The organism is Pseudoduganella sp. R-32 (assembly GCF_049913245.1).
In the GTDB taxonomy this organism is placed as follows: domain Bacteria; phylum Pseudomonadota; class Gammaproteobacteria; order Burkholderiales; family Burkholderiaceae_D; genus Rugamonas.
The window spans coordinates 3,897,613-3,915,096 of record NZ_CP183987.1 but is presented as its reverse complement, the minus strand read 5'-3'; the positions used below and the strand labels follow the sequence as shown (position 1 = coordinate 3,915,096).

Sequence of the window (17,484 nt, the reverse complement as noted above, 5' to 3'; positions counted from 1 at the left end):
CCTACTATCTTCCTGGCAATTCTTCTTGGGGAAACGTTGCGATTTGCGCCACAAGTCAGTACACTCGATTTAATTCACGGCAACCATTTAGTTCCGACAAAAAGTGTATTCACAGGCCCAAATCGATCCGGTCGTCAGTTTCCTGAACACGCAGGGTGAGGCAGTGCGCGGCACCATCGTGACACTCCAGCGCAAGTCGCTGGTCATGGAAGTGTATAACCCGTATTCCATCGTGCAGGTCAGCGAGGTGCTCAGCGAGCTGACGGTGCGCATGGGCACGGCCAGCGCCTACATCGGCAAGGCCGTGGTGATCAGCATGGTCAACACCGGCCTGACCGCCGTGGTGTCGGTGACCCTGATCGACGAATGGCGCGAACTGAGCGAGGTGGTGATGCTGCCGGGTGCGGTGGGCCGCGAAGCGAGCAAGTTCGTGCTGGACTGGGATGAGCGCTTCCGCATCCGGCGCGACTACCAGATTGCCGTCAACGAATCGCGGGCCTACCTGGCCGAGGTGGCGCGCTGGGTCGAGCAGGTCGACCTGTCCGATTCGCTGCCCAAGGAAGGCGGGCGCCTGCGCGCCGACGTGTTTGCCGAACTGGCCGAGCCGCTGATCATGCGCGTGCGCCGCTACTTCGACGACTTGAACAAGGAAGCGGGAATGGTCGAGGCCGATGCTGCCGCCGCCCACCGCGCTTTTGCGCAGGCGGCGCTGCACCCGCTGATCCTGCGCGCGCCGTTCGTCTTCCGCACCTTCAGCAAGCCGCTCGGCTATGCCGGCGACTATGAAATGGTGAACCAGATCCTGGGCGACCCGCGCCAGGGACCGAGCACTTACTTCCAGATCGTCAATGCGGCCTTCCTGCAGACCGCGGTCGCCGTGGCGCACCGCAACCGCATCGATATCCTGGTCGAGTTCCTGAAGCGCCAGGCCGACGCGGCGCGGCGCGTGGGGCGCCCGTACCGCGTGCTGAACGTGGGCTGCGGGCCAGCGCAGGAGATCCAGCGCTTCCTGCGCGAGTACGATGAGCCGCACTGGCTCTCGTTTGAACTGGTCGACTTCAGCGAAGAGACGCTGGCCTGGACGCGCGGCCAGCTGGGCGGCATCAGCGCCGGCCTGGCGCGCCAGCCGGACATCCGCTTCGTGCAGGATTCCGTGCACAACCTGCTGAAACGCCGCGTGGACGGGCCGCAAGTGGGCGCTGATTTCGACGTGGTGTACTGCGCCGGCCTGTTCGACTACCTGTCGGACAAGGTGTGCAGCCGCCTGCTGAGCTACTTCGCCTCCTGCATGAAGCGCGGCGGGCGCCTGCTGGTGACCAACGTCCACAGCAGCAATCCGGAGCGCCCTGGCATGGAGCACCTGCTGGAGTGGTACCTGATCTATCGTGACGAGGCCAAGATGGAGCAGCTCCTGCCGCCGCAGGCGCGCGAGCGCCTCACCTATGTCGATGCGACCGGCGTCAATGTGTTTGCCGAAGCGTCGCTGCCATGACTGGACCGGCACCCTACGTGAGCCCGCACCTGCATTCGGCCTATGAGTCGGACCTGCGCGCCTACCGCCTGCGCTTCAGCCGCGGCGGCGCGTGGACCGCGATCGGCCTGGTGCTGCTGGGGATCGGGCTCGATTTCAGCCTCTATCCGGACCACCTCGGCGCATTTACCCTGGCGCGCGTGCTGGTGTCGCTGGCCATCCTCGCCATCATCGGCGTGATGCGCCAGCCATGGGGAGCGCGCAATGTGGAGGCGATGAGCTTCACCTGGCTGATGCTGCCGCAGATCATGATCGCCTGGATGATTGCCGTCACCGAAGGCGCCTCGTCGATTTATTACGCAGGCTTGAACCTGGGCGTGTTTGCCTCGGCCATCGCGTTTGCCTTCCGCATGTGGCAGAACCTGACGCTTGGCCTGTTGACCTACCTGCTGTACGCGGCCGCCTGCTGGGTGCATGACGGCCAGCCGCCGGTGGGCGGCGCGTTTGCCGTCAATTCGCTGCTGCTGGCGTTCAGCGCCGTGGCCAGTGCGGTCTGCACCTATTACAACGAGCAGGCGCGCTTCAACCTGTTCCAGCTCAAGGCGGAGCTGGCCGACAAGAACGCCCAGCTCGAGGCGAACAACCGCAGCCTGGCCGAGATCAAGGGCCAGATGCTGCAGCAGGAGAAAATGGCGGCCCTGGGCACCCTGGCGGCAGGCCTGCTGCACGAGGTGAACAATCCGGTCAATTTCTGCATGATGGCGATCGACATCGCGATGGAGGAGCCGGCTGCCAAGGGCAGCGAAGTGCTGCTGGAATGCCTGACCGATGCCAAGTCGGGCATGCAGCGCGTGCAGTACATCGTGTCCGACCTGAAGACCTTCGCGTACCGCAAGTCCGGCACCGACCACGAAAGTGCGCAATTCCTGTTCGAGCGCGCGCTGGAATCGTCGGTGCGCCTGGTGGGCCACGAGATCAAGGGCATCAAGGTCAATCGCCACCTGCAGCCGGACACCCTGGTGCGCGGCGATGAAGCGGCCATCATCGGCGTATTGATCAACCTGTTGAGCAATGCGGCGCTGGCCATGCGCAAGGGCGCCACCCAGGCGCCGGCCATCGACGTGTATGCCGAAGCGCGCGGCGAACGGCTGAAGATCACGGTGCGCGACAACGGCCCGGGCATCGCGCCGGAGAATATCGGCCGCGTGTTCGAACCTTTCTTCACCACGCGCGAAGTCGGGCAGGGCCTGGGCCTTGGGCTGTCGATCTGCTACAGCGTGATCCAGCGCCACGGCGGCCTGCTGGCCGCCGAGAGCATGCCGGGCGAATGGACCAGGTTCACCTTTGACTTGCCGCGCGTGACCGGAGGCGAGAAATGAGCGATCGCAGCCAGCCGGCGACCGTGCTGTACGTGGACGATGAGGAACTGGCGCGCAAGTACTTCGCCCGCGCGGTGGAAAACGACTTCACGGTCCTGACCGCGCCCGGCGTGGACGAAGCGCTGGAGATCCTCGCCAAGCCCGACAGCGATGTCGACGTGCTGGTGACCGACTACCGCATGCCGGGCCGCGTCGGCGGCGAGCTGCTGCGCCAGGTCGAGCGCGATTACCCGCACCTGGTGCGCATCCTGGTCACGGCCTACGCCGACAAGGAAGTGCTGCTCGAGACCATCAACGGCGGCGATATCTTCCGCATCCTGGAAAAGCCGCTCGATGCCCATACCGTGCGCGATGCGCTGCGCCTGGCCAGCGAGAACGCGCGCGAACGCGCGCTGCGCCGCCAGAGCCTGCTCGCAATCGAAGAAACCGTCGCTTTCCTGGCGCACGAATTGAACACGCCGCTGGCCACGATCGCCAATTTCGCGCGCAATATCCAGCGCCGCGTCAACGCCCACAACGCCCAGCAGGAAGAGAGCGGCTTGCCGCCGCGGGCCGACATCGGCAACGCTGCGGCGCACATGCACGACAATGCGCGCTACTGCCTGTCGGTGCTGGCCACGTTTGTCGAATCGGCCAAGCGCGCCAGCGTCGTGCCGGCGGCGCGCTTGGCCAGCGGCAGCGCGCAGCAGATGGTCGCGGCCTTGCTGGGCATGTACCCGCTGGCGCCAGGCCAGCGCGACATCATCGAAGTGGACGTGCAAGCCGACTTCACTGTGCGGGCCTCGCCCAACTGCGTGGCGCTGGTGCTGTCCTCGTTGCTGAGCAATGCGCTGCGCGCGCTGCAAGGACTGCCTGGTCCCCGGATCAGGATCACCGTGGGCGTGGCAGAGCGCCCCTATATCGTCGTGGAAGACAACGGCCCGGGCATCGCGCCGGCGCTGCTGAACCGCCTGCTGCTGGACCCGGTGTCCATGCACGGCGACGAAGGCGGCAGCGGCTGGGGACTGATCTTCTGCAACCGCGTGATGCAATCGTTCGGCGGCCACCTGCGGGTGCAGTCGGAACAGGGTTGCTCCACCACCGTCACCATGAATTTCCCGGAGTTAGAGAAGGAACGAGCATGAACGAACAACAACCGACCAGACAAGCGCCGGCGATCCTCTACGTCGACGACGAGGCGACCGCCCTCAAATATTTCCAGCGCGCCCTGGGTTCGCTGGCGCCAGTGTACGTGGCCGAGTCGGTGGAGGAGGGCAAGCGCATGCTCGACGAGCACGCCGACGAAATCGCAGTGCTGGTGTCCGACCAGCGCATGCCCGGCGCCTACGGCAACGAGTTGCTGTTCTATGCGTGGGACCGCTACCCGCACATCGTGCGCATCCTGACCACCGCCTATTCGGAACTGGAGCACACGGTCGACGCGGTCAACCAGGGCCAGATCCACCGCTACATCCAGAAGCCGTGGGACATCGCGGCGCTGCGCATGGAACTGAAGCAGGCCCTGGCCCTGGCCAAGCTGCAAAAGGAACATTCGCAACTGCTGCGCGAAAAGCTGCTGGTGCGCCAGAAGCAGGCCGTGGCCACCCGCATCGGCACCCTGTACACCCTGGCAGCCAGCCTGTCGGCCGGCCCGTCCTTCGTGCCGGTGGAGAGCTACCTGGCGGGCGCCCTCAGCGCCGGCATGACGCCGCCGGAACCGGACTGGCTGATGCTGGACCACTCCGATCTGATCAGTTCGGAAGCCTTCCGCAGCGCCGCTTTCGGCTGCGCCGTGCGCGACCACCTGCAGGACCTGGAGCAGCGCTATGCCGATGCCGACCCGGCGCACGCTTTTGCGCTGCTGGCGGAAGCGTTCGGCCCGACGTTCCGCGCGGTGGATGCCGGCCACGCCCTGTTCCTGCAGGCGTCCCAGCTCACCGAATTCCTGGAAACGCCGACCAGCGCGCCGGTCTCGTCGCAGCACGCGTTCTGGCTGGCCTGCCTGCTGTGGATGGGCAAGCGCGGCGCTTCGCTGCAAATGGCCAGCGGCGCGCAAGGCGTGGAATGCCGGCTGGTGCAGGCCGACGCCGCCCTGACCCCGTCGCAGCTGGCGGCCTGGGTCGAGCAGTTCTGATCAGCGCAGCGCCGGTGCGCGCTGCTGCGGCGCGCCGTCGTCCTGGCTGCCCATGAGCTGAACCAGGCGGCGCGCATGTTCCAGCATGCTGGCCGAGGCGCTGGCTGCCTGCTGCACCAGCGCGGCGTTTTGCTGCGTGACCCGCTCCATGCCGCTGACGGCGCCGCTGAGCTGTTCGATGCCGTCCGACTGGGCGCGGCTGCCGGCGGTAATGCCCTGCATCAGTGCTGCCACCTGCTGGACCGATCCCACCAGTTTTTCCATCACCTGCCCGGTTGCACCGGCCAACTGGTTGCCCTGTTCGGCCTTGCCGACCGAGTCGCCGATCAGCTGGCGGATTTCCTGCGAGGCCGCGGCGCTGCGCTGGGCCAGGCTGCGCACCTCGCCCGCCACCACGGCAAAGCCGCGCCCCTGCTCGCCGGCGCGCGCCGCTTCCACTGCCGCATTGAGTGCCAGGATATTGGTCTGGAAGGCGATGCCGTCGATCACGCCGATGATGTCGTGGATGCGGCGCGCGCTGTCATGGATTGCGCCCATGGTGCCGACCACCTGGGCCACCATGGCGCCGCCCTGCACCGCCACCTGCGAAGCGCTGGACACCAGTTCGGTGGCAGCGTGCGCATCGGCGGCATTCCGGGCACTGCCTGGGCCAGCTGTTGTACTGTGCCAACGGTGCGCAGCAGTTCGGCGGCTTGTTGCTCGGTGCGCGCCGACAAATCCTGGTTGCCGCTGGCAATCGCATGCGCAGCGTTGCTGATGGCATCGAGGCCGACATGGGCCTCGGTCACGGTGCGGTGCATGCGGTCGAAGCCGGCCTGCAGGCTGCGGCGGTCGGCCTCGGTCTGCCGGCGCTGGCGCGCGAAGCTGAGCGCGAAATGGCAAAGCGCCGCGGTTTCCACCACCACGTACAGCGCGTGCACGATGATGACGGGCAGCGAAGGGCGGCTCAGGCACATGGTGCCGAAGCCGGCTTGCTGCAGGAAATTGAACAGCAGGTGGTGCACGGCGACAAGGCTGCCGCGGCCACGATCACGCGCCAGTCCTGGTAGACGACCAGCAGGGTCAGCAAGACGAAGATGCCGAAGTGCAGTTCGATCATGCCCATGGCCTGGTGGATGTGCAGGGCGCAGAACCCCATGCACGCGATGCCGACAGCCATGCGGCTGGCCAGCGCCTGCGGCGCCTTCCAGGCGAGCAGGCTTGGCAGCAAGGCCGCCGGCAGGCCCGCCAGCAACGCCGGCTGCCAGGTGCCGTACCACGGCGCCTGGCCAAGCGACAGCGCCAGCAGCAGCCACAGGGTCGGGATGAACAGCTTGTGGGCCTTGGCGTAATGGTCTTGCATCGGTGTCTCCCCAGTCAAACAGTTGCGTGTCGATAAAGTGGTGAAAGTGACCAGCCATTACGTGCGCTGTGCCTGCCAAAGCTTGGCTAGCATGGGGGCAGCATCTGAAACACGGAGGCCTATCATGCCAAGAGGAGCCAGCCAGAAACGGGAGCGCGAATACAAGGAGCTCAAACAGGAGTTCAAGCAGGAACACCGCTACCCCGGGCGCGAAGAGGAAGTGGCGGCGCGCATCGTCAATAAGCAGCGCCGCGAACACGGCGAGACCAAGGCGCAGAAAGCGCGCTCGGGACGTAAAGTGCATTAGGGAAGGCGCTTGGGGCAAGACTTTCTGGCAACTTTTCGCTGGAGAGTCGGTTATACTCGGGACTTCGGATCACCGGAGTCCGCCATGCCAGACGAAGCCTTGCCCGAACGTCCTTCCCTGCGACACAGGATTGGCCCGGCGGGCCTGGGGACGGTGCTGGCCGGATTGCTGGCGATCGCGGTGCTGTTGCTGACCTTGCTGTGCGCAGCATTGCTGGGCTGGCGCACTGCCGACGAACTCAAACGCAGCATCGGCCATGGCCTGGCGCAGCGCGCCGGCGATAGCGCCGACCAGCTCGATGCCGCCATGTTCGAACGCTATCGCGAAGTGCAACTGCTGGCGCGGCGCGCCGGCGCCGCGGCGGGCGAGCTGGGTGTGGCGCAGCGGCGCCACCTGCTGGAAGACCTGCAGCGCACTTATCCCCTGTATGCCTGGATCGGACTGGCCAACGCGGCCGGCAAGGTCACGGTGGCCACCGGCGCCGTGCTGGAGGGCGCCGACGTGTCGCAACAGCCGTGGTGGGCCGATGCGCCAAGCGGGGTGTACGTGCACGACGTGCACGCCGACCCGCAGCTTGGGCAGTTGCTGCCGTCCAGCGCCGGGCGCGCGCTGCGCGTGCTGGACCTGGCTTTCCCGTACTACGACGGCGCCAGCCGCCCTGCCGGCGTGCTGGGCGTGCACCTGCACTGGAACTGGGCCCGCGAACTGCTGGGCGAAAGCGTGATGGTGGTCTCGCGCGCCGGCAAGGTGCTGGCAGGCCCGGACGCCTTGCTCGAACAGCCTTTGCAAGGCGGCGCCCTGGCGCAGGCGCGGCTGCAGCACGCCGGTTACGTGGAAGGGCGCTGGGCCGATGGGCGCAACTACCTGGTCGGCTACGGACGCACGCGCGGCTACGACGGCTATCCCGGCCTGGGCTGGACCGTGCTGGTGCGGCAGGACGTCGACAGCGCCCTGGCGCCGGTACGCCGGCTGCAGGCAGGCGTGGTACTGGGCGGGATGGCGCTGGCGGTATTGTTCGCCTTGATCGGCTGGCGCACCGGACGCGCAGTGCTGCAGCCGATGCAGCAGGCGCAGGCGGCGCTGCGCCGGGTGGAGCAGGGCGGCGCCAGCGAGGTGCCGCCCTTGGCGGGCAGCTTCAGCGAACTCGAGGCCTTGCGCACGGCCTGCAACGCCGTGCTGCAGCGCCAGGGCGGCGAGGCGCGGCAACTGGCGCACGACAAGGCGGGACTGCAACAGCAACTCGAACAAGCCGTGGCGGACCTGGCGCGCGCGCAAGGCGAGGGCCGAGCCCTGGCAGCGCGCATGTGCGCCATGCTCGATGCGACCCAGGAAGCCTTTATCGGCCTGAGCGAAAACGGCAACGTCACGGACTGGAACGGGCGCGCCAGCGAAATCTTCGGCTGGCAGCGCGGCGAGGTGCTGGGCAAGCCGGTCGACCAGTTCCTGCAGGCCGGCGCCGGCCTGCTGGCGCGCCTGGGCGACGGCAGCGTCGGGCAGCCGGTGGCGCTGACCGGCTGGCGCCGCGACGGCGCGCGCTTCGACGCCGAGCTGACGCTGCGGCGCCACGCGGCCGATGGGGCGCAGGCCTATGCGGTATTCGTCACCGACGCCACGCAGGGCCGGCGCAGCGAAGAGGCGGCGGCCGAGCAGCTATCGGCCCTGGCCAGCGCCCAGCTGGAACTGGCGGACAAGGAGCGCTTCCTGCGCACGGTGGCCGACCACAACCCGGCCGCCATCGGCTATGTCGACCAGGACGAGGTGTTCCGCTTTGCCAACCGCAGCTACCAGACCTTGCTCGGCATCGACCCGGCCTCGATGATCGGGCGCAGCATGAAGGAAGTGCTGGGCGAGGCCCTGTACCGGCAAATCGAGCCGCACGCGGCGGCGGCGCTGCGCGGCGAGCGGGTGCACTTCGAGACCGACACCGAGCGCGCCGGCTGGCAGCGCCATTTCATGACCGACTACATTCCCGACACCGACGTGCAGGGCGAAGTGTGCGGCTTCCACATCGTGGCGCTGGACATCACGGCGCGCAAGAAAGCCGAATTGCAGCAACTGGAGGCGAGCCGCGCCAAGAGCGCGTTCCTGGCCAATATGAGCCATGAAATCCGCACGCCGATGAACGCCGTGCTCGGCATCGGCCAGTTGCTGGAGCGCACGCCCCTGAGCGCCGAGCAGAAGGAATATGTGCGCCTGATCCGCGCCTCCGGCAGCGCGCTGCTGGCCCTGGTCAACGACATTCTCGACCTGTCGAAGATCGAGGCCGGCAAGCTGGCCGTGGCGGCGGCGCCATTCCAGGTCGACGAGCTGGCCGAGGCGGTGGCGGCGGCGATGCAGTCGGCCAGCGTCGGCAAGCGGCTCGACCTGCTGCTCACGCTCGACCAGGACATGCCGCAAAGCCTGGTGGGCGACTTGCAGCGCCTGCGCCAGGTGGCGCTCAACCTGGTCGGCAACGCGATCAAGTTCACGGCCGAAGGCGAGGTGCGGGTACACATCGGCAGCAGTGCGCCCGGCAGCTCGATGGAGATCCTGCAACTGGTGGTCAGCGATAGCGGGATCGGCATGAGCGGCGAACAATTGGGGCGGCTGTTCAATCCCTTCGAGCAGGCCGACACATCGACCGCGCGCCGTTTCGGCGGCACCGGGCTGGGCCTGTCGATTTCGCAGCAGCTGGTCCAGCTCATGGGCGGCACCATCACGGTCAGCAGCGAAGCGGGACGCGGCAGCGAGTTCGTGGTGTCCCTGCCGCTGCAGGTGGCGCGGCGCCAGCGCGCCGGCGATCCGGCCGGCAGCTCGCTGGCCGGCCTGCGCGTGCTGCTGGTGGACGACCATGTGCCGACCCTGCATTACCTGGAAGGCCAGCTGCGGCAATGGGGCTGCGTGGTGGAAGCGCATGCGGCGGCGCCGGCTGCCGGCACAGGAAGCTGGGACGTGGCCCTGGTCGACTCGGTGCTGCTTGACGCGCATGGCACGGCAGCGTTCGAGGACATGTGCCTGGTGGCGCTGAACCGCAGCCTGGACCGCAATTCCTTGCCGGGCGAGGCGGCGGCGCTGGCCAAGCCGGTGCTGCCTGCCGCCCTGCGCCTGCTGTTGCAGGGGTTGCGCCAGCAGGGCGGCGCGCCGCAAGCGGCGCAGGAAGCCGCGCAGGCTGCCTATGCCAGCGTGCTGCGCGGCGCGCGCATTCTGCTGGTGGAGGACAACCCGACCAACCAGGTGGTGGCGCGCGGCGTGCTCGAGCCGGCCGGCGCGCAGCTGACGGTGGCCGAGCATGGGCAGCAGGCCGTGGACTTGCTGCGCGACGACGCGGCGGCCTTCGACCTGGTGCTGATGGACGTGCAGATGCCGGTGATGGATGGTTTCGAAGCGACCCGCATCCTGCGCGGCCAAATGGGCTTGCGGCTGCCGATCCTGGCGATGAGCGCGGGCGTGCTCGATACCGAGCAAGCCAAGTGCCTCGAGTGCGGCATGGACGGCTTCATTCCCAAGCCTGTCGATTACACCCAGATGCTGGCCACCATCGCGGCCCACCTGGGCGGCGCGGCGCAGCGGCCGGCGCCGGCGCCAACGGCGGCCACGGCGACCGCGGAGCCGGCGGCCGGCGCCGACGCCGACCAGCAGCCCGGCGTATTCGCCATCCGCAAGCTGCTGTCCGTGATCGGCCATGGGCCGCAGCGGCAGAATATCGTTGCGCTGGTAGAGCGCGTGGTTCGCCAGTCGCAAGCCGAATTCGACGCCGCGCAGGCGCGCTGGCAAGCGGGCGACGCATCCGGCGCGGCCGCCGCGCTGCACGCCTTGCGTGGCGGCGTCGGCAGCCTGGGGGCGCGCAATTTTTCGGAAGCCACGGTGGCGGCCGAGCAGGCCTTGCGCGAAGGCGACGCGGCAGCCATCGGCCGCCAGTTCGCGCTGGTGCAGGAGGCACTGTCGGCAACGCTGCAGGCCGGCGCGCGCTGGCTGCAGTTGGAGCAGCCGGCGCCCGCCGCCAGGGTGCAGCAGGATTTGCAGGGCGCGATGCAGACACTGGTCGACATGCTGCGCCGCCAGGACCTGGATGCGCTCGAACAGTTTCGCCAGCTGCGGCCGCAACTGGCCAGCCAGCGCGGCGACGATGCGGCGGCCCAACTGGAAACAGCAATAGAAGCGTTGGACTTCGGTACCGCGCTCGACGTCCTGAGTGAGGAAGCATGGAAAGCACCATCCTGATCATCGATGACAACCCCGACACCATCCGCCTCATGAGCGCCATGTTGCGCGAGCAGGCAAGGGTGCTGTTTGCCACCAATGGCTTGGCGGGCCTGGAGATTGCGCGCGCCCAGCGCCCGCAACTGATCCTGCTTGACCTGCAGATGAAGAGCATGGACGGCTTTGCCGTTTGCGAGCGCATCATGGCCGACCCCGACCTGCGCCATTGCCCGGTGATATTCGTCACGGCCAGCAGCGGCGTGGAGAGCGAGATTGCCTGCCTCGATGCCGGCGCCGTCGATTTCATCACCAAGCCGCTGAGCGGACCGGTCGTGCAGGCGCGGGTGCGCACCCACCTGCGCCTGCAGGCGGCGCTGGCCAGCCTCGACACACTGGCCCACAAGGATGGCCTGACCGGGCTGCACAACCGGCGCTATTTCGACGAGCAGTTCGCGGTGGAACTGGCGCGGCACCGGCGCCAGGACGCGGCCCTGGGGGTGGCGCTGGTCGATGTCGATCACTTCAAGCTGTATAACGACCACTACGGCCACCAGACGGGCGACGAATGCCTGCGCGCCGTGGCGCAAGCGCTGGCGCAGTGCACGCGCCGGCCTGGCGAACTGGTGGCCCGCTACGGCGGCGAGGAGTTCGTGGTGCTGCTGCCAAACAGCTGCGAAGACGAGGTGCAGCGCTACGGTGCATGGATCTGCGAGCATGTGGCCGGGCTGCGCATGCCGCATGCCGCCTCGCCGGTGGCGCCGCATGTCACCATCAGCGCCGGCCTGTGCTCGCTGTCGCCCGATGTCGACGACACGCCGGCCAGCGTGCTGGAAGCGGCCGACAAGGCCTTGTATGAAGCCAAGCGGGCCGGCCGCAACCGCGCCGTGCTGGACGGCGCGGCAAGCGCTAAGTGCCGGGCAAGCTGATACGGTTGCGCCCCATGTGCTTGGCGCGGTACAGCGCCGCATCGGCCGTCGCCACCAGCTGCGCCGGCTGGTGCTCGTGGGAGGCAATCGCGGTGGCCGCGCCGATGCTGACCGTGACATAGTGCTGGGCAGCGCCGATATTCGGCAGGCGCAGCGCTTCGACGCGGCAGCGTATCCGTTCCGCCACGATGGCAGCGCCTTTGAGCGACTGGTTGGGCAGGATCACGGAAAATTCCTCGCCGCCGTAGCGCGCCACCAGGTCGTTGGCGCGCATTTCGCTCGCCACGGCGGCGGCGATGCGCTTCAGGCAGTCGTCGCCGCCGACGTGGCCGTAGGCGTCGTTGTACTGCTTGAAGTTGTCGACGTCGACCATCAGCAACGACAGCGGTTGCGCCTGGCGCAAGGCGCGCTGCCATTCGGCCAGCAGGGTGTGGTCGAAGCAGCGCCGGTTGGCTAGCCCGGTCAGGCCGTCGCGCGTTGCCAGCTGCTCCAGCGCGATCTGGGCCTGTTTTTCCTCGGTCAGGTCGCGCAGGGTTTCCACCACGGCCACCAGTTGGCCGTCGCTGTCGTAGATCGGACTGGCGTCGGCGGCCAGGTAGCGGCGGCCGGCGGTGCGCGGCATTTCACACCAGTTTTCGGCGCACAGGTTGTCCTTGGCGCCGGCCGGCCCGCGCGACTGGCCGTCGTACAGGTCCAGGATCTCGCCGGTGCGGCCGGCGATCACCAGGTCGGCCAGTGTCGGGCGCTGATGGGCGTAAAAGGCGCACCAGTGCCCGCTGGTGCCGAGCAGCTCGTGCGCCGGCACGCCGGTCAGGCGTTCGCAGGCCCGGTTCCAGATGACGACCCGGCCCTGGGCGTCGAGCACGAAAGTGGGAATGACCAGCAGTTCCATCAGCTTCAGCGCAAAGCCCTGCGGCTGGTCGGGGGAGGGTGCTTCCATCAGATGGGAGATCTTGAGGAGACTATTCATTTGGCGGCGGCCCTGTTTGTTGTTCACTGCGTCGGGAATTTGATTGTGCCGCTGCCGCAAGGGGTAAACGTTGACGAAGCGCAAAGCCGTTTCGTTTCGTGAAACGCGCTATAATGTAGGGTTGCCGACCACTGGATTCACCCGTGACATATAGCATCAAGGAAATTTTCTACACCCTGCAGGGCGAAGGCGCCCATGCCGGGCGGCCCGCCGTATTCTGCCGTTTTTCCGGCTGCAACCTGTGGACGGGCCGCGAGCAGGACCGCGCCAGCGCCGTTTGCCAGTTCTGCGATACCGACTTCGTGGGCACTGATGGCGAGCGCGGTGGCAAATTTGCCACGCCGCAGGCGCTGGCGCAGGAAATCGACAGCCTGTGGCCGCCCGGCCATGGGCACAAGTACGTGGTGTTTACTGGCGGCGAACCTTTGCTGCAGCTTGATGCGCCGCTGATCGATGCGATGCACGCGGCGGGCTTTACCATCGCCATCGAGACCAACGGCACCGTCGAAGTGCCGGCCGGCGTGGACTGGATCTGCGTCAGCCCGAAAATGGGCTCGAAGCTGGTGGTTAGCAAAGGCAATGAAATCAAGGTCGTGATCCCGCAGAAGGACCAGGACCTGGCCGCCTATGAAGGCCTGGATTTCGAGAATTTCTTCGTGCAGCCGATGGACGGCCCGCTGGCGGCCTTCAATACCACGCTGGCGATCGAGACCTGCAAGCGCAACCCGAAGTGGAAGCTGAGCCTGCAAACCCATAAACTGTTGAACATCCCTTAAGCAATGCTGACTATCACCCGCAAGCTGGAATTTGATGCTGGCCATCGCATCCCGGACCACAAGAGCCAGTGCCGCAACCTGCACGGCCACCGCTATACCCTGGAAATCACCCTGACCGGCAAGGTGATCGACGCCGAAGGCAATTCCGACAACGGCATGATCATGGACTTCTCCGACGTCAAGACCATCGCCAAGGAACACCTGGTCGATGTGTGGGACCACGCCTTCCTGGTGTACGAGAAGGATGCCGCGGTGAAGGATTTCCTGTCCTCGCTGCCCAACCACAAGACCGTGGTGATCGACCGTATCCCGACGGTAGAAAACCTGGCTGCGGTGGCCTGGGACATCCTGAAGGCCGCCTTCAAGGACCGCTACGGCACCGGCCTGCACCTGCACAAGCTGGTGCTGCATGAAACCCCTAACTGCTGGGCTGAAATTGTCGAATGAGCTGTACATGCGCGAGGCGCTGCTGGAAGCGCGTCGCGCCTGGGCGGAAGGCGAGGTGCCGGTAGGCGCTGTCGTGGTCAAGGATGGAGTGGTGATCGGGCGCGGCTATAACCAGCCGATCGGCCGCCACGATCCGACCGCCCATGCAGAAATCATGGCGATGCGCGCGGCTGCCGAAGCGCTGGGCAACTATCGGCTGCCCGGCTGTGAACTGTATGTGACGCTGGAGCCTTGCGTGATGTGCTCCGGCGCCATGATGCATGCGCGCCTGTCGCGCATCGTCTATGGCGCCACCGATCCCAAGACCGGCGCCTGTGGCTCGGTTGTCAACGTTTTCGAGAGCGAACAGCTGAATCACCATGCCGAGGTGGAGGGCGGCATGCTGGCGGAGGATTGTGGCCAGGTGCTGAAAGATTTCTTCGCCGAACGGCGCGCCGTGCGCAAAAACAACGTCGCCTGAGCGCGCGCCACACGCCGCTGCTGCGGTGCTATGCTGAGCCATGGCCAGCGTTGATATAAACGGTATTACGATTACCTACGAGTCGAGCGGCGACCCGGCCGGGCCGGCTGTGCTGTTGAACATGGGGCTCGCGCTGCAACTGATTTCCTGGCCCGGTGAATTCGTCGAAGGGCTGGTGCAGCGCGGCTTCCACGTGATCCGCTACGACAACCGCGATGCCGGCCTGTCTTCCCACTTTGACCATCTGGGGGCGCCCAACCTCTGGCTGGCCTACCTGCGCCACCTCTTCGGCTGGCGCCAGCGCGCACCCTATACCCTGAACGACATGGCCGGCGATGCGGTGGGGCTGCTCGATGCACTGGGCGTCGCGGCCGCGCATGTTGTCGGGGTGTCGATGGGCGGCATGGTGTCGCAGATCATGGCGGCGCGCTATCCGGCGCGCACGCTGAGCCTGACCTCCATCATGTCGAGCAGCGGCCGCCCCGGCTTGCCGGGCCCGACGCCGGCGGCCCGGCGCATCCTGCTGCGGCGCACGCCAAGCGCCCACCACCGGGCGCGCGTGGTGGAGCAGATGGTCGATACCTTCCGCACCATCGGCAGTCCGGCGTTTCCCATGCCGGAAGGCCTGCTGCGCCAGATGGCCGGCGAGGCGGTGGCGCGCAATGTGAGCGGCGGCGGGGTGGCGCGGCAATTGGTGGCGATTGCCGCCTCCGGCGACCGCAGCGCGCTGCTGCGCAAGATCCGCTGCCCGGCGCTGGTGATCCACGGCGACGCCGACCCGCTGGTGCCATGCGCCTGCGGCATCGACACGGCGCGCCAGATTCCGGGCGCGCGGCTGGAACTGATCGAAGGCATGGGGCACGACATGCCGCCCGCCCTGGTTGGCAGGCTGCTAACCTTGCTCGATCAACACCTGCGGAGTAATATGGCCGGGTGAAAAATATCGGAATTGCCATCGCCGCACCCGGCGGCTACGCCCTCGATGACGCCGCGCTGGCACGCGGCATCGCCCGCCTTGAAGCGCAGGGCTGCATCGTCCACAACTATTACGACGCCGAGCGCAAGTTCCAGCGTTTTGCCGGCACCGACGACGGCCGCCTGGCGCAGCTCAATGCCGCTGCGGCGGATCCGGATTGCCAGGTCGTGATCATGCTGCGCGGCCAATACGGCATCAGCCGCATCTTGCCGCGCATCGATTTCCGCAAGATGGCCGACTGTGGCAAGCTGTTTAGCGGCTACAGCGATCTCACGGCCTTCCATATGGGTTTGTACCAGGCCACCGGCCGGATCAGTTTTGCCGGGCCGATGATGTGCGATGACTTCATCCGCGAAGAGCCTGTCGAATACACGCTGCGGCAGTTCTGGGACTGCCTGCGGGGGCCGACCCACCAGGTGCGCGGCACGGCAGCCGGCAATCCACAGGTCGACGTGCAGGGCACGCTGTGGGGCGGCAACCTGGCCATGGTCAACCATCTGGTCGGCACGCCATTCTGGCCGCAGATCGAGGGCGGCATCCTGTTCCTGGAAGATATCGCCGAACATCCGTATCGCGTAGAGCGCATGCTGCTGCAGTTGCATTACGCGGGCGTGCTGGAGCGCCAGAAGGCGATCGTGCTGGGCGACTTTTCCGGGTACAAGTTGGGCGCACACGATAATGGCTATGATTTCGAAGCGATGCTGGCCTTCATTCGTGGCCTGCTGCCGATACCGGTGCTGACCGGGCTGCCGTTTGGTCATGTGAAGGAGCGCTGCACCTTGCCGTTTGGTGCGCAAGCTCGCCTTGTAAGCGATATCGAAGGCTTCGACCTGACTGTAAGCGGATATCCCACCCTGCCATGAACGGTGCGGAAAGCTACTACCGAGCCACAGCGCCCGGAGAATGCTACGCCCCCTTGTCCGGCAGCCATCGGGCGCGCGTCTGCATTATCGGCGCGGGCTTCGCGGGCCTGGCCACTGCAATGTCGCTGATGGAGCATGGCGAGCGCGATGTCGCGCTGCTGGAGGCCGAATCCGTCGGTCACGGTGCGTCCGGCCGCAACGGCGGTTTTGTATTTGGCGGCTATTCGCTCGACGAGCAAGCCTTGCTCGCGACGGTCGGCGCGGAGCAGGGCAGGCGGCTTTACCAGCTAACGCTTGGCGCCGTCGACCAGATCCGGCGCCGAATCACGCGATACGGGATTGAATGCGATGCGACGCACGGCGGCATCTATCTTGCGAACTGGTTCGACGACCCGCGCGTGCTGGACGAACGCCAGCGCTTCATGCAGGAACATCTTGGTGTGGAATGGCAGCGCATCGCGCGCGCCGATTTTGCCGAGCGTGCCCGCAGCGAACGCTATTTCGGCGCCCTGTACGAAGAAAATGCCTTCCATTTCCATCCTTTGAAGTATGCGCAGGGCCTGGCAAGGGCGCTGCATGCTGGCGGTGTTCGCCTGCATGAAGGCAGCCGCGCGACCACAATTGAAGCACGCAGCAACGGTGGCTGGCGCGTCGCCACCGATGCCGGCGAAGTGCTGGCCGATGAGGTGGTTGTCTGTTGCGGTGGTTATATCGAACGCCTTTATCCGGCGCTGGCCGGCGCGATCCTGCCAATTGCGACATATGTCATGGTGACAGAGCCGTTGGGCGCGCGCATGCCGCAAGCGCTTGCCACCGACGCTGCCATCTACGATACGCGTTTCGCCTTCGATTACTACCGTCCATTGCGCGACAGCCGCATGCTGTGGGGCGGGCGGATTTCGGTGCGCTCGCGCAGCCCGGAGGATGTGGCGCGCTTGCTGTACGCCGACATGCTGAAGGTCTATCCGCAACTGGAAGGTGCCAGGGTCGAATACGCCTGGAGCGGATTGATGAGCTATGGCCGCCACAAAATGCCGCAGCTTGGCAAACTGCCCAATGGGGTCTGGTATGGCATGGGGTTCGGTGGCCATGGCGTCGGCCCGACTTCGCTGGCCGGCGACGTGCTGTCGGCCGCCTTGATGGGCGAACTCAGTAAGGTCGAACAGTTTGCGACATGGGGGCTGCCGACTACTGGCGGTCCGGCCGGCCTGCTCGCTGCACAGTTGACGTATTGGTACTACGAACTGCGGGACTGGATGCGGCAATAGAGGGGTG

General features: G+C 66.6%; 17 protein-coding genes. 13 read left to right on the top strand and 4 right to left on the bottom strand.

The window, feature by feature from the left end; genetic code table 11:
* Window positions 1–103 precede the first annotated feature (103 nt).
* From ACN9MU_RS17815 to ACN9MU_RS17800, 4 genes are read left to right on the top strand one after another with little or no spacing between them, the layout of a single operon-like run.
* Entirely contained in the window at window positions 104–1,492 is a 1,389-nt protein-coding gene (locus ACN9MU_RS17815; protein ID WP_426318073.1) for a class I SAM-dependent methyltransferase, read from the top strand.
* A complete protein-coding gene (locus ACN9MU_RS17810) occupies window positions 1,489–2,850 on the top strand; it encodes a sensor histidine kinase (RefSeq protein WP_426161710.1) in 1,362 nt (453 codons plus the stop codon). The genes ACN9MU_RS17815 and ACN9MU_RS17810 overlap by 4 nt, the downstream gene beginning before the upstream one ends.
* Window positions 2,847–3,974, top strand: a complete 1,128-nt coding sequence (locus ACN9MU_RS17805) for a hybrid sensor histidine kinase/response regulator (RefSeq protein WP_426318072.1) — start codon at window positions 2,847–2,849, stop codon at window positions 3,972–3,974. The genes ACN9MU_RS17810 and ACN9MU_RS17805 overlap by 4 nt, the downstream gene beginning before the upstream one ends.
* Window positions 3,971–4,963, top strand: a complete 993-nt coding sequence (locus ACN9MU_RS17800) for a response regulator (protein ID WP_426161708.1) — start codon at window positions 3,971–3,973, stop codon at window positions 4,961–4,963. The genes ACN9MU_RS17805 and ACN9MU_RS17800 overlap by 4 nt, the downstream gene beginning before the upstream one ends.
* Here ACN9MU_RS17800 and ACN9MU_RS17795 read toward each other — a convergent pair whose 3' ends face one another.
* From ACN9MU_RS17795 to ACN9MU_RS17785, 3 genes are read right to left on the bottom strand one after another with little or no spacing between them, the layout of a single operon-like run.
* Window positions 4,964–5,563, bottom strand: coding sequence for a methyl-accepting chemotaxis protein (locus tag ACN9MU_RS17795; RefSeq protein WP_426343198.1), 600 nt, complete (start codon window positions 5,561–5,563; stop codon window positions 4,964–4,966). It lies immediately after the preceding gene.
* Entirely contained in the window at window positions 5,449–5,967 is a 519-nt protein-coding gene (locus tag ACN9MU_RS17790) for a hypothetical protein (protein WP_426343197.1), read from the bottom strand. Before ACN9MU_RS17790 ends, ACN9MU_RS17795 begins: the two co-directional genes overlap by 115 nt.
* Window positions 5,910–6,305 (bottom strand): hypothetical protein, encoded by a 396-nt coding sequence (locus ACN9MU_RS17785; RefSeq protein ID WP_426335857.1) that lies wholly within the window; start codon window positions 6,303–6,305, stop codon window positions 5,910–5,912. The genes ACN9MU_RS17790 and ACN9MU_RS17785 overlap by 58 nt, the downstream gene beginning before the upstream one ends.
* 124 nt (window positions 6,306–6,429) lie before the next feature.
* On the opposite strand from ACN9MU_RS17785, the gene ACN9MU_RS17780 reads away from it, so the two are divergent.
* The 3 genes from ACN9MU_RS17780 (at window position 6,430) to ACN9MU_RS17770 (ending at window position 11,717) form a co-directional block, all read left to right on the top strand.
* A complete protein-coding gene (locus ACN9MU_RS17780) occupies window positions 6,430–6,612 on the top strand; it encodes a hypothetical protein (protein ID WP_426161706.1) in 183 nt (60 codons plus the stop codon).
* A gap of 84 nt (window positions 6,613–6,696) precedes the next feature.
* Window positions 6,697–10,812 (top strand): ATP-binding protein, encoded by a 4,116-nt coding sequence (locus tag ACN9MU_RS17775; protein ID WP_426343196.1) that lies wholly within the window; start codon window positions 6,697–6,699, stop codon window positions 10,810–10,812.
* Window positions 10,794–11,717 (top strand): diguanylate cyclase domain-containing protein, encoded by a 924-nt coding sequence (locus ACN9MU_RS17770; protein WP_426161704.1) that lies wholly within the window; start codon window positions 10,794–10,796, stop codon window positions 11,715–11,717. The genes ACN9MU_RS17775 and ACN9MU_RS17770 overlap by 19 nt, the downstream gene beginning before the upstream one ends.
* Here the strand turns inward: ACN9MU_RS17770 and ACN9MU_RS17765 are convergent.
* Entirely contained in the window at window positions 11,698–12,687 is a 990-nt protein-coding gene (locus tag ACN9MU_RS17765) for a diguanylate cyclase (protein WP_426318069.1), read from the bottom strand. The two genes, ACN9MU_RS17770 and ACN9MU_RS17765, sit on opposite strands and share 20 nt — an antisense overlap.
* A gap of 143 nt (window positions 12,688–12,830) precedes the next feature.
* Between ACN9MU_RS17765 and queE the strand changes: the two genes are divergently transcribed.
* From queE to ACN9MU_RS17735, 6 genes are read left to right on the top strand one after another with little or no spacing between them, the layout of a single operon-like run.
* On the top strand, window positions 12,831–13,463 hold the full coding sequence (queE, locus tag ACN9MU_RS17760; protein WP_426318068.1) for a 7-carboxy-7-deazaguanine synthase: 633 nt from the start codon (window positions 12,831–12,833) through the stop codon (window positions 13,461–13,463).
* A 3-nt stretch (window positions 13,464–13,466) separates the two neighbouring features.
* Window positions 13,467–13,910 (top strand): 6-carboxytetrahydropterin synthase QueD, encoded by a 444-nt coding sequence (queD, locus tag ACN9MU_RS17755; protein WP_130312395.1) that lies wholly within the window; start codon window positions 13,467–13,469, stop codon window positions 13,908–13,910.
* The gene (gene tadA, locus ACN9MU_RS17750; RefSeq protein ID WP_426335855.1) at window positions 13,873–14,370 is read left to right on the top strand and encodes a tRNA adenosine(34) deaminase TadA; all 498 of its coding nucleotides are present in this window, start codon (window positions 13,873–13,875) and stop codon (window positions 14,368–14,370) included. The genes queD and tadA overlap by 38 nt, the downstream gene beginning before the upstream one ends.
* A gap of 40 nt (window positions 14,371–14,410) precedes the next feature.
* A complete protein-coding gene (locus ACN9MU_RS17745) occupies window positions 14,411–15,307 on the top strand; it encodes an alpha/beta fold hydrolase (protein WP_426343195.1) in 897 nt (298 codons plus the stop codon).
* Window positions 15,304–16,209 (top strand): muramoyltetrapeptide carboxypeptidase, encoded by a 906-nt coding sequence (gene ldcA, locus ACN9MU_RS17740; RefSeq protein ID WP_426161699.1) that lies wholly within the window; start codon window positions 15,304–15,306, stop codon window positions 16,207–16,209. Before ACN9MU_RS17745 ends, ldcA begins: the two co-directional genes overlap by 4 nt.
* On the top strand, window positions 16,206–17,477 hold the full coding sequence (locus ACN9MU_RS17735; protein ID WP_426335852.1) for an NAD(P)/FAD-dependent oxidoreductase: 1,272 nt from the start codon (window positions 16,206–16,208) through the stop codon (window positions 17,475–17,477). Before ldcA ends, ACN9MU_RS17735 begins: the two co-directional genes overlap by 4 nt.
* The last annotated feature ends 7 nt before the right edge of the window (window positions 17,478–17,484 follow it).

What these genes read in the sequence shown, in the direction of transcription:
- ACN9MU_RS17810 (WP_426161710.1), top strand. Translation starts at nt 1,489, where the DNA reads ATGACTGGACCGGCACCCTACGTGAGCCCGCACCTGCATTCGGCCTAT.
- ACN9MU_RS17805 (WP_426318072.1), top strand. Translation starts at nt 2,847, where the DNA reads ATGAGCGATCGCAGCCAGCCGGCGACCGTGCTGTACGTGGACGATGAG.
- ACN9MU_RS17800 (WP_426161708.1), top strand. Translation starts at nt 3,971, where the DNA reads ATGAACGAACAACAACCGACCAGACAAGCGCCGGCGATCCTCTACGTC.
- ACN9MU_RS17785 (WP_426335857.1), bottom strand. Translation starts at nt 6,305, where the DNA reads ATGCAAGACCATTACGCCAAGGCCCACAAGCTGTTCATCCCGACCCTG.
- ACN9MU_RS17780 (WP_426161706.1), top strand. Translation starts at nt 6,430, where the DNA reads ATGCCAAGAGGAGCCAGCCAGAAACGGGAGCGCGAATACAAGGAGCTC.
- ACN9MU_RS17775 (WP_426343196.1), top strand. Translation starts at nt 6,697, where the DNA reads ATGCCAGACGAAGCCTTGCCCGAACGTCCTTCCCTGCGACACAGGATT.
- ACN9MU_RS17770 (WP_426161704.1), top strand. Translation starts at nt 10,794, where the DNA reads ATGGAAAGCACCATCCTGATCATCGATGACAACCCCGACACCATCCGC.
- ACN9MU_RS17765 (WP_426318069.1), bottom strand. Translation starts at nt 12,687, where the DNA reads ATGAATAGTCTCCTCAAGATCTCCCATCTGATGGAAGCACCCTCCCCC.
- queD (WP_130312395.1), top strand. Translation starts at nt 13,467, where the DNA reads ATGCTGACTATCACCCGCAAGCTGGAATTTGATGCTGGCCATCGCATC.
- tadA (WP_426335855.1), top strand. Translation starts at nt 13,873, where the DNA reads ATGAAACCCCTAACTGCTGGGCTGAAATTGTCGAATGAGCTGTACATG.
- ACN9MU_RS17745 (WP_426343195.1), top strand. Translation starts at nt 14,411, where the DNA reads ATGGCCAGCGTTGATATAAACGGTATTACGATTACCTACGAGTCGAGC.
- ACN9MU_RS17735 (WP_426335852.1), top strand. Translation starts at nt 16,206, where the DNA reads ATGAACGGTGCGGAAAGCTACTACCGAGCCACAGCGCCCGGAGAATGC.